The organism is Streptomyces sp. NPDC057854 (genome assembly GCF_042797055.1).
Classification (GTDB): Bacteria; Actinomycetota; Actinomycetes; order Streptomycetales; family Streptomycetaceae; genus Streptomyces.
Genome location: NZ_JBHVMF010000008.1, coordinates 47021 through 61165, shown reverse-complemented (window position 1 = coordinate 61165; position 14145 = coordinate 47021). Strand labels below are relative to the sequence as shown.

Below are 14145 nucleotides of genomic sequence, written 5' to 3'. Positions count from 1 at the left end.
GGCTCACTGGTCCTTCGTGCGGGCGTAGTGCCGGGACGCCTTCGCCCGGTTGCCGCAGGTGGCCATCGAGTGCCAGCGCCGGGTGCCGTTCCGTGAGGTGTCGAAGAAGTGCAGGACGCACGCCTCGTGCGCGCAGACCCTGATCCGGTCCGGGGCGGTGCGCAGCAGGTCCAGGTAGTCGCGGGCGGCGGTCCAGGCCGGCCCCCACGCCGGGTCGGCGAACTCGGGGCGCTCGCCGGGGCCGTCGGCGGTGAGCAGGGCGCGGATCCGGCCGTGTTCCAGGACGGCGTCGAGCCCCGCGACCGCGTCCGGGTCGCCGGGCCGGTCGACCAGCGCCTTCAGCGCGTCGCGGGCGGTGCGGGTGTGGCGGAGCGTGGCCTCGTCGGCGGTGAAGCGCCCGTCGAGCCCGTTGGCCGCGAGCCACACGGCCAGCCCCTCGGTGCCGGTGAGCAGGTCCCGGGGCTCGCCCTCCTGCATCCAGCGGGTGTTGAGCAGGTCCAGGGAGACCGGTTCGCCGGTGTGCGGCCGCGGATCGGTGACGGGCATGGCGGGCATCCTCCTCGATCCCCCGGGCGATCTAACCCCTCAAGCGTACGTGACGGGTTGCGGCTTCCGAGTTCTAACCTCTAAAGTCGAGTTAACCGGTTAGCCCGAAGGGGGCGACCGACGACGAGGGGACCGTCATGTCCGCGATCGGCACGCTGAACACGGCGCACATCGGCATCAACGTCACCGACCTGGACCGCTCGCTCCGCTTCTACGGCGACGTCCTGGGCTTCGAGGTGATCGGCACCGGCGACGCCGACGGACGGCGCTACGCCTTCCTCGGCCAGGGCGGCAGGCTCGCCGTCGCCCTCTGGCAGCAGGCCGGGGACGGGTACGACGCGACCCGGGCCGGCCTGCACCACCTGGCCTTCGAGGCCGAGTCCATCGAGAAGGTCCGCGAGGCCGAGGCGGCCCTCAAGGAGCGGGGCGTCACCTTCGCCTACGACGGCGTCGTCGCCCACCGCGAGGGCGCGGCCTCCGGCGGCATCTTCTTCCACGACCCCGACGGCACCCGCCTGGAGATCTCCGTCCCCAAGGGCGCCGAAGGTGCGCCCGCCCCCAGCGCCACCGCCCCGACCTGCGGCTTCTTCTGACCCACCCCGCTCACAGCGACCCGCACCTACTCAGGAGGCCCGCCATGTCGACCGCGTACCACCACGGCTCGCTCGCCGTGCAGCGGAAGGTCGGCGTCCAGCAGGCCGCCGCCCACGTCGCCCCGAGCATCCGTCCCGGCATCCGTCCGGTCGCCGCCGCGTTCCTGGAGGCCCAGCCCCTGCTGGTCCTCGGCGCGGCGGCGCCCGACGGGCGCGTCTGGGCGAGCCTGCTCACCGGCGACCCCGGCTTCGCCCGCGCCACCGGTCCGCACACCGTCTCCGTCGCGGCCGTGCCCCGCCCCGGCGACCCGCTGGCGGCGGCCCTGGCCGGCGAGACCCGCGTCGGCACCCTCGCCCTCGACCCGCGCACCCGCCGCCGGATGCGCCTCAACGGCACCGCCCGCCCCAGCGCCCGCGGCCTGCTGATCGAGGCCGAGCGGGTCTTCGCCAACTGCCCCAAGTACCTCCAGAAACGAGAGCTGTACGGCTCCGGCCCGGCCGGCCCCGGCACCCCGCCCGCCGTCGTCGGCGACGCCCTCACCGAGGCCCAGCTGGCCGCCGTCCGGGCGGCCGACACCTTCTTCGTCGCCACCGTCGGACCGGACGGCGCCGACGCCAGCCACCGCGGCGGCAACCCCGGCTTCGTCCGCGCCGACGGCCCCCGCGCGCTGGTCTGGCGGGACTACCCCGGCAACGCGATGTTCCTCACACTCGGCAACCTGGAGACCGACGACCGGGCCGGTCTCCTCTTCCTGGACTGGGAGAACGGCACGACCCTCCAGGTCAGCGGCCGGGCCGAAACGGTATACCGTTCCGGGGAGCGGTTCGTCCGCTTCCGGGTCGACAGCGTCGTCGAGACCCCGGCCGCCAGCCCCCTGCGCTGGTCCGCGCCCGAGTACTCCCCGGCGAACCCGACCACCCCCTGACGCCCGCACCCCCTGCCGCCCGCACGCGGACTCCCGATCCACGATCCCGAGGAACCCGTGACCCCCAGCACCCCGGCTCCCGAGGCCACCGTGCCCGCGCCGTCCGCGCCCGCCACTGCCCCGGCGCCCGCCGCCGCCCCCGTACGCCCCGGACCGCCGCCCCGCCCGCGCCCCGCGGTCGTCCTGCTCGCCACCGCCGTCAGCACCGCCGCGCTGCTCCTGCTCGTCGCCCTCGGCACCGTCCTGCACCACCCGCTGCTCATACCGCCGCTCGCCGCGAGCATGGCGCTGGTCGCCGCCTCCCCGGACCTGCCGCTCTCCCAGCCCCGTTCGGTCGTCGGCGGCCAGCTCCTGTCCGCGCTCGCCGGCTTCGCGGTCCTCGCGGTCGCCGGCCCGGGGCTGTGGAGCGCGGCCGTGGCCGGCGGCCTCGCCCTCGGCGTGATGATGCTCGCCCGCGCCCCGCACTCCCCGGCCGCCGCCACCGCCGTGATCGTCGCCCTCGGCGCCCCGCCGTTCTGGACCTTCACCGGCCTGCTGCTCGCCTCCTGCGTCCTGCTCGTCGCGGTCGGCCTGCTCGCCGCCCGCGTCACCCGCCGCCGCTACCCCGTCTACTGGCTCTGACCGGTCCCGCCGCCGCCCTCATCCCCTAACCTCGCCCCATGAAGCAGGAGTTGAGGGTGGCGGCCTACGCCGTGTGCGTCCGGGACGACGAGGTCCTCCTGGCCCGCTGGGTCGCCAAGGACGGCACCCGACGCTGGACCCTGCCCGGCGGCGGCATGGACCACGGCGAGGACCCCGTCGCCACCGTCGTCCGCGAGGTCGGGGAGGAGACCGGGTACGTCTGCGCACCGGTCGCCCTCCTCGGCGTCGACTCGGTCGTCCGCGACCGGCAGTCCCGGCTCGGCGCGGCCGGCTCCTGGCAGGGCCTCCGGCTCCTCTACGAGGCCCGCGTCACCGGCGGCACCCTCCGCCCCGAGACCGGCGGCTCCACCGACCTCGCCGCCTGGCACCCCCTCGACGCCGTGCCCGGCCTGCCCCGTGTCCACCTCGTCGACGTCGGCCTCGACCTCTGGCGCCACCGCCCGCCCCTCGGCCGCTCCCCGCTCGCCGACCCCCGCCGCAACTGACCGCCGCCCCCGCCGCTCACCCGCCCGCCGAGAATGGCCGGAACGCGCTCAACCGGAGCAACCCGCTCAACCCTCCCGCCCCGCCCCGGGTCCTTCCCGCCGACCGCAGCACCGGACCAGGGAGAACGGGACCACATGACCAGCACCCGCACCCGCACCGCCCGCACCGTCGTCGCCGGGGCGCTCGCCGCCGGCCTCACCGTCACCGCGCTCGCCGCCCCCGCCCTCGCCGCCGCGCCGGCCGCCCCCGCGAAGCCGGACCACGCCGCCACCCAGGCCGCGCTCCGGGCCAACGCCGACGCCGGCGTCCCCGGCGCCGTCGCCCAGGCCCGGGTGGACGGCCGCTCCTGGACCGGCACCGCCGGCGAGCGCGGCGGCGACGACCGCTTCCGCGTCGGCTCCATCACCAAGACCTTCACCGCCACCGTCCTCCTCCAGCTCCAGGCCGAGGGCCGGATCGACCTCGACGACCCGGTCGAGAAGTGGCTCCCCGGCCTGGTCCGCGGCAACGGCCACGACGGCGCGAAGATCACCGTCCGCCAGCTCCTCAACCACACCAGCGGCGTCTACAGCTACACCGAGGACCCCGGCTTCCAGCAGAAGGTCTTCGGCCCCGGCTTCCTCCGGCACCGCTACGACACCTGGAACCCGCGCGACCTGGTCGGCATCGCCATGGCCCACGCCCCCGCGTTCGCCCCCGGCACGTCCTGGTCCTACTCCAACACCAACTTCGTCCTGGCCGGCCTGGTCATCGAGAAGGTCACCGGCCGCCCCTACGGCAAGGCCGTCGAGAACCGGATCATCAAGCCGCTCAAGCTCCGCGCCACCAGCGTCCCCGGCACCCGGGCGACCGTGCCGGACCCCAGCAGCCCCGCGTACTCCACCCTCGACCCGAAGAGCTCCACCGTCCACGACGTCACCGAGCTCAACCCCTCCCTCGCCCACGCCGCCGGCGAGATGATCTCCGACGCGAACGACCTCCAGACCTTCTACCGCGCCCTCCTCAGGGGCCGGCTCCTCCCGAAGGCCGAGATGCGCGAACTCACCGCCACCGTGCCGGTCTCCGACCAGCACCCGGGCTACCGCTACGGCCTCGGCATCTCCTGGCAGAAGCTGAGCTGCGGCACCGAGGTCTGGGGCCACGGCGGCGGCATCCACGGCTCCCTCTCCGAGGCGTACACCACCCGCGACGGCCGGCACACCCTCGCCGCCAACATCAACGCCGACTGGACCGGCGACACCCAGGCGATCATCGACGCCGAGTTCTGCGGCACCCTCCCGGCGAAGAAGTAGCGCTCACCGGGGCAGCACCACGACGTAGGCGGCGGGCTGCCGGTCCGACGCGGCCATCAGCGCCGTGCGGACCACGGTGGCCTGCCGCTCCATCGACTCCCGCAGCTTGCGCGGGGTCAGATGGACCACCGTGATGCCCAGCCGCTCCAGATGCTCCCGCTTGCGGGTGTACTCGGACCACAGGGCGTCCTCGTCCTGCCGAGGCGCCCGGGTGTCCAGCTCCACCGCCACCGCCTGGTCCGGCCAGTACGCGTCCACGCCGCCCAGGTGCGGGCCGCCCGGCAGCCGCAGGTCCACGTTCCACACCGGGTCCGGCAGCGCGAAGTCCCGCACCATCTCGTACAGCCGCTCCTCCGACAGCGCCCGCCCCTCCACCAGGAGCGAGTCCACCGCGTCCACCACGTGCGACCGGGTCAGCAGCCGCGACCGGCTCAACTCCCGCACCAGCACCGGGGGTTCGCAGTGACCGCCGCGGACCGCCTCGGTCATCAGCCGGCGGACGGTCTCGGCGTCCTGCAGCCCCGACACCGCGTCCGCGACCGCCCGCGCCACCGGCGCCACCGGCAGCCCGTCGAGCTCCACCGGCTCCGGCGACTCCGGCGCCCGCACCACCCGCACGAACCCCGTCGACCGCAGCCGCCGGGTCCGCCCCACCAGGACGTCGATCCGGTCCAGGGCGGCCGGCGGGGGAGCGGACGCGAAGCCGTGCAGGGCCAGCGCGGCCAGCCCGGTGATCATCGCGCCCGGGCCGTGCAGCGGCGCCCCGCCGTCCCGGCGGGCGTACAGCAGCGCGGCCCGCAGCCGGTCGTCGCCGGTCGGCGCGCCGGGGTGCAGCAGGAAGACGCCCGGCAGCACCTGCTGCCAGTCGCCGCCCGCCGCCCGTCCGGCGACCTCGGCGGCGGGCACGCCCATCGCCCTCAACTGGGCGGTCGACGCGAGCCGTTGGGTGAGACCCGCGGGGGCGGAGAGGGGGCGGGGGGCGGAGGGGAAGGGGGTGTCGTGGTTCATGCCGGGGGTCTTCCGCCCCCCGGTCCGGTCCTAACGGCCTGTTACACGGGTGTTGCCCAACCCGGACAAGACGGCACTAAAGTACGCGCGTTCGACTGCCGAGAGGGGCGGCGTGCGGCCCCCTCCCGGCAGCCGGGACGCGTCAGTCCTCCAGCGCGTCGCACTCCTGCGCCCGCAGCGCCCGGGCCAGGTCGTCGCGGGCCTCCAGGACGAGCCGCCGCAGCGCCGGCGCCGCGTCCGCGTGCTCCGCCAGCCACGCGTCCGTCGCCGCCAGGGTCTCCGGACGGTCCTGGAGCGCCGGGAACAGCCCCCGCACCACGTCCATGCCGATCTGGATCGACCGCTCGGCCCAGATCCGCTCGATCACCGCGAAGTACTTCTCCGTGTACGGGGCGGTCAGCTCCCGCTGCGAGGGCTGCGCGAACCCGGCGATCACCGCACCGGCCAGCGCGTTCGACAGCGCGTCCGACTCGACGACCTGCGCCCATGCCTGCGCCTTGACCGCCGCCGACGGGCGGGACGCGAGCAGCCGCACCTGGTGGCGCTTGCCGCTCGCGGTGTCGTCCCGGGCCAGCTCCGCGCCGATCCGCGCCTCGTCGGCGCGGCCGTGCTCGGCCAGCGGGGCGAGCAGCGCCCAGCGCAGTTCCTGGTCGACGTCGAGGCCGTCGATCCGGGCGGTGCCGGCCAGCAGCCCCTCCAGCAGCTGGAGGTCGGCGTCGGAGGACGCGGTCGCGGCGAAGAACCGCGCCCAGGTCAGCTGGTGTTCGCTGCCCGGCTCGGCGATCCGCAGCTCGCGCAGCCCGCCCTCGGCGAGCAGCCGGCCGCCCTCCGCGCGCCAGGCGGGCGACGCGTAGTGGGTGACGGCGGTCCGTGCCCAGGCGTGCACCATCTGGAGGACGCCGATGTCGGTCTCGCGGCCCGCGAAGGCGAGGACGGCGGCGACGAAGTCGCGGGCCGGCATCAGCCCGTCGCGGGTCAGGTTCCACAGCGCCGACCAGCACAGCGCGCGGGCCAGCGGGTCGGTGATGTCGCCGAGGTGCGCGCGGAGCGTGTCCAGCGAGCCCTCGTCGAAGCGGACCTTGCAGAAGGTGAGGTCGTCGTCGTTGACGAGGATGAGGTCGGGGCGGTCCGTGCCGGCCAGGCCGTCGACGACGGTCCGGACGCCGGCGACGTCGGCCTCCACGCGCGCGTACCGGACGAGCTCGCCGTCGGTGAGCCGGTAGAGGCCCACGGCGATCCGGTGCGGGCGCAGCTCGCCGCCCTCCTGGAGGACGGCGAGCTCGGTGATCCGGCCCTCGGCGTCGTAGGTGACCTCGGGGGCGAGCACGTTGACGCCGGAGGTCTGGAGCCAGGACTTCGACCAGGCCCGCATGTCCCGGCCGGAGGTCTCCTCCAGCACCGCCAGCAGGTCGTTCAGACGGGTGTTGCCGTAGGCGTGCCGCTGGAAGTAGCGGCGGGCGCCCTCCAGGAAGGCGTCCCGGCCCGCGTAGGCCACGAGCTGCTTGAGGACGGAGGCGCCCTTGGCGTAGGTGATGCCGTCGAAGTTCAGCTTGGCGTCCTCCAGGTCACGGATGTCGGCCGTGATCGGGTGGGTGGACGGCAGCTGGTCGGCGCGGTAGGCCCACGCCTTGCGGTTGTTGGCGAAGGTCACCCAGCTGTCGGTGAAGCGGGTGGCCTCGGCGAGCCCGAAGGAGCCCATGAAGTCGGCGAAGGACTCCTTCAGCCACAGGTCGTCCCACCAGACCATGGTGACCAGGTCGCCGAACCACATGTGGGCCATCTCGTGCAGGATCGTGTTGGCGCGCCGCTCGTACGCCGCCCGCGTGACCTTGCCCCGGTAGACGTACTCCTCGGTGAAGGTGACCATGCCGGGGTTCTCCATGGCGCCGAGGTTGTACTCGGGCACGAAGGCCTGGTCGTACTTGCCGAAGGGGTACGGGAAGTCGAAGAGCTCGTGGAAGAGGTCGAAGCCCTGCTTGGTGACGAGGAAGACGTCGTCCGCGTCGAAGTGCTTCGCCAGCCCCTTGCGGCACATCGCGCCGAGCGGGATCTCGACGTCGCCGCGCCGGTAGGTGTCGGTGACGTAGTGGTACGGGCCGGCCACCACGCAGGTGATGTACGTGGAGATCGGCTTCGTCTCGGCGAACCGCCACACGCCGTCGGCGCCGCGCTCGCCGGCGCCGTTGCTCCACACCGTCCACCCGTCGGGCGCGGTCACCTCGAAGCGGTACGGCGCCTTGAGGTCGGGCTGCTCGAAGTTGGCGTACACGCGGCGGGCGTCGGCCGGCTCGTACTGGGTGTACAGGTACACCTCGCCGTCCTCGGGGTCGACGAACCGGTGCATGCCCTCGCCGGTGCGGCTGTACGCGCACTGGGCGTCGACGACCAGCACGTTGTCGTCGGCCAGCCCGTCGAGGGCGATCCGGGAGCCGTCGAAGACGACGGCCGGGTCGAGCTCCCGCCCGTTGAGGGTGACGGAGGTGACCGACGGGGCGATCAGGTCCGCGAAGGTGCGGTCGCCGTCGCCGGTGCGGCGGAAGCGGATCGTCGTCACCGAGCGGAAGGTGCGGACCGCCTCCGCCGGCTCGCCGACCGCCGAACGCAGGTCGAGGGCGACCTCGTAGCCGTCGACGGACAGCAGCGCCGCCCGCTCGTGGGCCTCGTCGCGGGTCAGGTTCTCACCGGGCACGGTCACTCCTTCGTGGCGTGTTCGAAACAGGACCGATCCTCCCATGCGCACCTTTCACCGGGCGCACGGGAATGCCGCGGCGACCCGGTGGTGTTGCGCCAGATCGGCGCACGTCCACCGTTTCCACCGTCCCGAGGAGTGACATGTCCGAGAGCAGGACCACCGCAGAGTTCTTCTTCGACCCGCTGTGCCCCTGGGCCTGGATGACCTCCCGGTGGATGCTGGAGGTCGAGAAGGTCCGCCCGGTGGACGTCCGCTGGAAGGTGATGAGCCTCGCGGTCCTGAACGAGAACCGGCTGGACGAGGTCCCCGCCGAGTACCGGGAGATGCTGGAGACGCAGGCGTGGGGTCCGGTCCGCGTCGTGATCGCGGCCCAGCAGCTGCACGGCGACGAGGTCGTCGGCAAGCTGTACACGGCCCTGGGCACCCGCTTCCACAACAACGGCGAGGGCCCGACCCGCGAGGCCATCGCCGGCGCGCTGCGCGACGTGGGCCTCCCCGAGGACCTGGTGGAGTACGCCGACAAGGACACGTACGACACCGAGCTCCGCGCGTCCCACACGGAGGGCATCGACAAGGTCGGCCAGGACGTCGGCACCCCGGTGATCGCGGTGCCCGGCCCGGACGGCGACGAGGTCGCCTTCTTCGGCCCGGTCGTCACCCCGACCCCGCGCGGCGAGGCCGCCGCCCGGCTGTGGGACGGCACCCTGCTCGTCGCCTCGACGCCGGGCTTCTACGAGATCAAGCGCACCCGGACGGCGGCGCCGAGCTTCGAGTAGGCCCCCGGCACGGAAGGACCCCCGCGACGCACGTCGTCGCGGGGGTCCTTCTTTCTTCCGCCTGCCCGGTGACGGTTGAGAAGACGATCACGAGCAGGAGGCGGGGGAGGGGCCTCAGGCGCCGATCAGCGGCGTCCGGCCCTTCGCGTCCGTGTAGCGCTTCTGCACGTCCTGCCAGTTCACGACCTGCCACATGGCGTCGATGAAGTCGACCTTCTGGTTCTTGTACTGGAGGTAGAAGGCGTGCTCCCAGGCGTCGAAGACCAGAATCGGGACCGAGCCCTGGCCGACGTTGCCCTGGTGGTCGTAGACCTGCTCGACGATGAGCCGGCCGCTGACCGGCTCGTAGGCGAGGACGCCCCAGCCGGAACCCTGGGTGGTCGCCGCCGCCTTGGTCAGCTGGGCCTTGAACCCGGCGAAGGAGCCGAAGGACGCGGTGATCGCGTCCGCGAGCTCGCCCACGCCGTCGGCCGCCAGCGGCTCGCCGCCGCCCTCGCCGCCCTTCGGGCTCGCCATGTTGGTCCAGTAGATGGAGTGGAGGATGTGGCCGGAGAGGTGGAAGGCCAGGTTCTTCTCCAGGCCGTTGAGCGCGCCCCACTGCTCCTTGGCGCGGGCCTCCTCCAGCTGCTCCAGGGTGTCGTTGGCGCCCTTGACGTAGGCGGCGTGGTGCTTGTCGTGGTGCAGCTCGATGATCTGCGGGTTGATCACCGGCTCCAGCGCCGCGTAGTCGTACGGCAGTTCCGGGAGTGTGTAGATCGCCATGTGTGCCGAGCCCTTCCACTGACTGCTTATTGCAACCTATGTGCAAGTGCAGGCTAACAGTACCTGCGGAGGAAGTGGATCAGTCCCTGGTCCTAGACCCCCGTCGTGCGCCCGCCCGCTTCCGCGCGCCCCCCCGAACGGCGCAATCCCGCCTGTCCGTGACCGGTTCAAGATCCCTAACGTGCGGGCATGAAGCTCCCCCTGAGACTCGCCACCGCCGGCGTCCTGGTCGCCCTGCTCGCCGGCACCGCCCAGGCCGCCGCCCCCGGAGGACCGGCGGGCACCGCCCGGGACACCGCCGCGCGGCAGACCGGCGCCGACCGGGCCGCCTCCCCCTGGCGCCAGGTCGGCACCGACGCCCGCGGCGGCGTCAGCGGCCTCGCCGCCGAGGCCGGCGGCACCGCCCTCGTCGTCCACGACAACAAGCGCGCCGGCCAGCCGCGGCTCTCCCGGATCGCGTACGGCGCGGACCCCGTCACCGTCACCCCGCTGGTCTGGGAGGGCGCCGAACCCGTCGACCTGGAGGCGATCGAGGCGATTCCCGGCGCCCCGGGGGAGTATCTGGCGCTCGCCTCCCGCGGGATCGTCTACCGCCTGAAGGTCGCCGGCACCACGGCCACCGTCGTCGACTACGCCCCGCTGCCGGCGATCGGCCCGGGCGACGACTTCGAGAGCTTCGCGCTCGTCGCCCGCGACGGCCGGTTCGCCGCCCTGTGGGCGGACCGGGGCGCGGGCCCGGACCGGCCCGCCCGGCTGCACGCCGCCCCGCTCACCTTCGCGCCCTGGGGCCAGCCGCAGTTCGGCGCCGTCATCCGGCGCTCCTTCACCGCCCCGTACCCCGCGGACCCGGGCACGCGCCACATCTCCGACATCACTGTCACCGACTCCGGCCGGATCCTGGTCGGTTCGGCGTCCGACGCCGGCGACGACGGCCCCTTCGACTCTGCCGTGACCGGCGCCGGCCAGGTCACGATCACCGCCTCCGGCCGGGTGCGCGTCTCCCTCACCGCCCGGCCGGCCCCGCTCGGCACCTTCCCGGGCTACAAGATCGAGGCCGTCGAGTGCCTCCCCGGCACCGGGGACGCCCTCCTCGGCACGGACGACGAGAACCGGGGCGGGTACGTCCGCGCCCTGCCGTCCTGCGGGACCTGACCGGCCCCGGACGCGCGGACGCCCCGCCGGGTCGGGCCCGGCGGGGCGTCGGTACGGAAGCGGGGCGCGGCTCAGGCCGCCTTCGCGCGCATCTTCTGGAGCGCGAAGCCGACGGCGGCGAGGCCGAGCGTCAGCACGCCGGTCGCGTACAGCTGCACCCGGGTGCCCTCCTCGCGGGCCATCAGGAAGAAGACGGCCGTCATGCCGGCCAGCGCCACCCAGGTCAGCGCCGGGAAGGCCCACATCCGCACGACCAGCTTCTCCGGCTCCTCGCGCTCGGTGCGGCGGCGCAGCACCAGCTGCGAGGCGGCGATGAAGAACCAGACGACGAGGATGATCGCGCCGATGGTGTTGAGGAGCCAGATGAACGCCTTGTCCGGCGACCAGTAGCTCAGCAGGACGGCGCCGAAGCCGACGACCGAGGAGAGCAGGACGGCCGGGCGCGGCACGCCGCCGTACAGCCGGCCGAGCGCCTGCGGGCCCTGGCCGCGGCCGATCAGCGAGCGGGCCATGCGGGAGGCGCCGTAGATGTTGGCGTTCATCGCGGAGAGCAGCGCGATCAGCACGACCACGTTCATGATCTGGCCGGCCGCCGGGATGCCCAGGTGGTCGAGGGTGGCGACGTACGGGCCCTTCTCGACGACCGCCTTGTCGTCCCACGGGACGAGGGTGACGATGACCGCCATCGAGCCGATGTAGAAGAGCGCGATGCGCCACATCGCCGTACGGACCGCCTTGGCGACGCCCTGCACCGGGTGCTCGGACTCGGCCGCCGCGATGGTGACCGTCTCCAGGCCGCCGTACGCGAAGACGGAGGCGAGCAGGCCGACGATCAGGCCCTCGGAGCCGTGCGGGAAGAAGCCGCCGTCACCGGTGAGGTTGGCGGTGCCGGGGGCGTCGGTGCCGGGCAGGACGCCGGCGATGGCGAGCACGCCGATGCCGAGGAAGAGGACGATCGCGCCGACCTTCAGCGCGGCGAACCAGAACTCGAACTCGCCGAAGTTCTTCACCGCCGCCAGGTTTGTGCCGCAGAAGACCACCATGAACAGCGCCACCCAGGCCCACTCGGGGGTGCCCGGGAACCAGCCCGTCATGATCTTCGCCGCGCCGATGCCCTCCAGGCCGACGGCCACGCAGAGCAGGAACCAGAAGGCCCAGCCGGCGGTGAAGCCGGCCCACGGGCCGAAGGCGCGCTCGGCGTGGACGGAGAAGGAGCCGGAGGCCGGGTTCGCCGCCGACATCTCGCCGAGCATGCGCATCACCAGCATGACGAGCACGCCGGAGATCGCGTAGGCGACGACGATCGACGGACCGGCGGCGGCGATGCCGGCGCCGGAGCCGACGAAGAGGCCGGCGCCGATGACGCCGCCGAGGGCGATCATCGACAGATGGCGCTGCTTGAGACCGTGCGAGAGGCCCTCGGCGGGAGCGGCGGAGCCGTCCTCGCGGTCGGCCGGCGCGGTCGCGGTGGTCCGGGACATGGGCAACCCTGTTCATAGGCTGAGACGGGGAGGGAAGCCCACAGTCTGGGTGCCCGCACCGTTCAGAGGGAACGGGTGTCCGCTATACGGTCACGACCTTCACACAAGGTGAAGATTCAATTCCGTTTCGTCGCGGACGCCGGCCCGTTCCGGCGCGCGCGCAGCTCCCGCAGCCACGCCACCGCCAGCACCGCCGCGGTCGCCGCCGCCGACCACAGCACCTGCGGACGCGCCCCGTCGTCCGTCAGCATCAGGACCAGCACCGCCGCCATCGCCGCCAGCGCCGCCCACGTCAGCCACGGGAACGCCCACATCCGCAGCGTCAGCGTCTCCGGCGCCTCCCGCTCGATCCGCGGCCGGAGCCGCAGCTGCGACACCGCGATCAGCGCCCACACGAACAGCAGCACCGCGCCGACCGCGTTGAGCATGTACAGAAAGACGGAATCCGGCCATTTCAGATTCAGCAGCACGGACACGAAACCGAAGGCCACCGACGCGAGCACCGCCCGCCGCGGCACCCCGCCGCCCGACACCTTCAGCAGCCCCTTCGGTGCCTCGCCGCGCTCCGCCAGCGAGAAGACCATCCGGGAGGAGCCGTACAGGTTGGCGTTGAGCGCCGACAGCAGCGCCACGAACACCACCACGTTCATGATCTGCCCCGCGCCCGGCACCCCGATCGCGTCCAGCACCGCCACGTACGGCGACTCGCCCGGCACCATCGACGTCCACGGCAGCAGGGTCACGATCACCAGCATCGAGCCCACGTAGAAGAGCAGGATCCGCCACACCGCGCTGCGCACCGCCCGCGCCACGTTCCGCGCCGGGTCCTCCGACTCGGCCGCCGCGATGGTGACGACCTCCAGGCCGCCGAAGGCGAAGACCACCGCGAGCACCCCGGAGACCACCCCGGACCAGCCGTGCGGCAGGAAACCGCCCTGCCCGGTCAGGTTCGCCAGCCCCACCGGGTCCGTGTCCGGCAGCCAGCCGGCGATCGCCAGCACGCCGAGCACCAGGAAGAGGACGATCGCGCCGACCTTCAGCGCCGCGAACCAGAACTCGAACTCGCCGAAGTTCTTCACCGCCGCCAGGTTCGCCGCCGTGAAGACCACCATGAAGAGCAGCACCCAGCCCCACTGCGGAACCCCCGGCACCCAGCCGTGCGCGATCCGGGCCGCGCCCGTCGCCTCCACCGCGAGCACCACGACGAGCAGGAACCAGTACAGCCAGCCCACCGAGAAGCCCGCCCAGCGGCCCAGCGCCCGCTCCGCGTGCACCGAGAAGGCGCCGGACGCCGGCATCGCCGCCGACATCTCGCCCAGCATCCGCATCACCAGCATCGCGAGCGCGCCCGCGATCAGGTACGAGAGGACGATGCCGGGACCGGCGACCGCGATGCCCGCGCCGGAGCCGACGAAGAGCCCGGCGCCGATGACCCCGCCCAGGCCGAGCATCGTCAGGTGACGCTGCTTCAGGCCGTGGGAGAGGGGCTCGGGTTCGGCGAGCGGGGAGGGCGGTGCGGTGTCGCGCATGGTGGGGGGACTCGCGCTCTGGGAGGAGGGGCACTTTATGGAGACCCCACAGTCTCTCCGCAGACCGCCCCGTGACGCAAAAGGGGCGGTCCGCACCGACTCCCCAGTGACAAGCGTCACGTGGCGCCAGGCGCCGCCGTCCTCCTTTGTCGGGATCCCATGAAGGCGCGGGCGGTGGCTTTGTCGGCGGCTGACGGTGATCGGGCGTTCACTCCTGGCATAGCGTCAAGCTGTCCCGCCCCCTCACCCTTGCGGAGTAC

Annotated in this window: 13 protein-coding genes; 7 read left to right on the top strand and 6 right to left on the bottom strand. The window is 73.4% G+C overall.

The genetic code is table 11. The features are described from left to right. Window positions 1–3 precede the first annotated feature (3 nt). Window positions 4–546, bottom strand: coding sequence for a CGNR zinc finger domain-containing protein (locus tag ACFVQZ_RS13770; RefSeq protein WP_030494047.1), 543 nt, complete (start codon window positions 544–546; stop codon window positions 4–6). A 137-nt stretch (window positions 547–683) separates the two neighbouring features. Here ACFVQZ_RS13770 and ACFVQZ_RS13765 point away from each other — a divergent pair, with 137 nt between their 5' ends. From ACFVQZ_RS13765 to ACFVQZ_RS13745, 5 genes are all read left to right on the top strand, one after another. Then, window positions 684–1139, top strand: a complete 456-nt coding sequence (locus ACFVQZ_RS13765; RefSeq protein ID WP_030494048.1) for a VOC family protein — start codon at window positions 684–686, stop codon at window positions 1137–1139. Between the two features lie 44 nt (window positions 1140–1183). Beyond that, a complete protein-coding gene (locus ACFVQZ_RS13760) occupies window positions 1184–2065 on the top strand; it encodes a pyridoxamine 5'-phosphate oxidase family protein (RefSeq protein WP_030494049.1) in 882 nt (293 codons plus the stop codon). 57 nt (window positions 2066–2122) lie between these two features. Further along, complete coding sequence (locus ACFVQZ_RS13755) at window positions 2123–2686, top strand: HPP family protein (RefSeq protein ID WP_051787682.1); 564 nt, start codon at window positions 2123–2125, stop codon at window positions 2684–2686. Window positions 2687–2724: 38 nt separating this feature from the next. Beyond that, window positions 2725–3192 (top strand): NUDIX hydrolase, encoded by a 468-nt coding sequence (locus tag ACFVQZ_RS13750; RefSeq protein WP_030494051.1) that lies wholly within the window; start codon window positions 2725–2727, stop codon window positions 3190–3192. Between the two features lie 135 nt (window positions 3193–3327). Further along, entirely contained in the window at window positions 3328–4485 is a 1158-nt protein-coding gene (locus ACFVQZ_RS13745; protein ID WP_383621868.1) for a serine hydrolase domain-containing protein, read from the top strand. Window positions 4486–4488: 3 nt separating this feature from the next. On the opposite strand, the gene ACFVQZ_RS13740 is transcribed toward ACFVQZ_RS13745, so the two are convergent. Continuing rightward, window positions 4489–5493 carry a hypothetical protein gene (locus tag ACFVQZ_RS13740; protein ID WP_383621865.1) on the bottom strand — a complete coding sequence of 335 codons (1005 nt, stop codon included), beginning with the start codon at window positions 5491–5493 and terminating at the stop codon, window positions 4489–4491. Window positions 5494–5635: 142 nt separating this feature from the next. Further along, window positions 5636–8182, bottom strand: a complete 2547-nt coding sequence (gene pepN / locus ACFVQZ_RS13735; RefSeq protein ID WP_383621862.1) for an aminopeptidase N — start codon at window positions 8180–8182, stop codon at window positions 5636–5638. Window positions 8183–8325: 143 nt separating this feature from the next. Between pepN and ACFVQZ_RS13730 the strand changes: the two genes are divergently transcribed. After that, on the top strand, window positions 8326–8961 hold the full coding sequence (locus ACFVQZ_RS13730) for a DsbA family protein (RefSeq protein ID WP_030494055.1): 636 nt from the start codon (window positions 8326–8328) through the stop codon (window positions 8959–8961). A 114-nt stretch (window positions 8962–9075) separates the two neighbouring features. Here ACFVQZ_RS13730 and ACFVQZ_RS13725 read toward each other — a convergent pair whose 3' ends face one another. Then, window positions 9076–9723 (bottom strand): superoxide dismutase, encoded by a 648-nt coding sequence (locus ACFVQZ_RS13725; RefSeq protein WP_030494056.1) that lies wholly within the window; start codon window positions 9721–9723, stop codon window positions 9076–9078. Window positions 9724–9912: 189 nt separating this feature from the next. Between ACFVQZ_RS13725 and ACFVQZ_RS13720 the strand changes: the two genes are divergently transcribed. Further along, window positions 9913–10875 (top strand): hypothetical protein, encoded by a 963-nt coding sequence (locus tag ACFVQZ_RS13720; protein ID WP_383621857.1) that lies wholly within the window; start codon window positions 9913–9915, stop codon window positions 10873–10875. Between the two features lie 71 nt (window positions 10876–10946). On the opposite strand, the gene ACFVQZ_RS13715 is transcribed toward ACFVQZ_RS13720, so the two are convergent. Both ACFVQZ_RS13715 and ACFVQZ_RS13710 read right to left on the bottom strand, forming a co-directional pair. Next, complete coding sequence (locus ACFVQZ_RS13715; protein WP_383621854.1) at window positions 10947–12356, bottom strand: amino acid permease; 1410 nt, start codon at window positions 12354–12356, stop codon at window positions 10947–10949. Window positions 12357–12472: 116 nt separating this feature from the next. Next, window positions 12473–13885 carry an amino acid permease gene (locus tag ACFVQZ_RS13710; protein WP_383621850.1) on the bottom strand — a complete coding sequence of 471 codons (1413 nt, stop codon included), beginning with the start codon at window positions 13883–13885 and terminating at the stop codon, window positions 12473–12475. Window positions 13886–14145 lie beyond the last annotated feature (260 nt).

Bases quoted from the DNA above. Each gene is read 5' to 3' on its own strand.
- ACFVQZ_RS13745 (WP_383621868.1), top strand. From the start codon at position 3,328: ATGACCAGCACCCGCACCCGCACCGCCCGCACCGTCGTCGCCGGGGCG.
- ACFVQZ_RS13730 (WP_030494055.1), top strand. From the start codon at position 8,326: ATGTCCGAGAGCAGGACCACCGCAGAGTTCTTCTTCGACCCGCTGTGC.
- ACFVQZ_RS13710 (WP_383621850.1), bottom strand. From the start codon at position 13,885: ATGCGCGACACCGCACCGCCCTCCCCGCTCGCCGAACCCGAGCCCCTC.
- ACFVQZ_RS13720 (WP_383621857.1), top strand. From the start codon at position 9,913: ATGAAGCTCCCCCTGAGACTCGCCACCGCCGGCGTCCTGGTCGCCCTG.
- ACFVQZ_RS13750 (WP_030494051.1), top strand. From the start codon at position 2,725: ATGAAGCAGGAGTTGAGGGTGGCGGCCTACGCCGTGTGCGTCCGGGAC.
- ACFVQZ_RS13725 (WP_030494056.1), bottom strand. From the start codon at position 9,723: ATGGCGATCTACACACTCCCGGAACTGCCGTACGACTACGCGGCGCTG.
- ACFVQZ_RS13740 (WP_383621865.1), bottom strand. From the start codon at position 5,493: ATGAACCACGACACCCCCTTCCCCTCCGCCCCCCGCCCCCTCTCCGCC.
- ACFVQZ_RS13770 (WP_030494047.1), bottom strand. From the start codon at position 546: ATGCCCGTCACCGATCCGCGGCCGCACACCGGCGAACCGGTCTCCCTG.
- ACFVQZ_RS13760 (WP_030494049.1), top strand. From the start codon at position 1,184: ATGTCGACCGCGTACCACCACGGCTCGCTCGCCGTGCAGCGGAAGGTC.
- ACFVQZ_RS13715 (WP_383621854.1), bottom strand. From the start codon at position 12,356: ATGTCCCGGACCACCGCGACCGCGCCGGCCGACCGCGAGGACGGCTCC.
- ACFVQZ_RS13765 (WP_030494048.1), top strand. From the start codon at position 684: ATGTCCGCGATCGGCACGCTGAACACGGCGCACATCGGCATCAACGTC.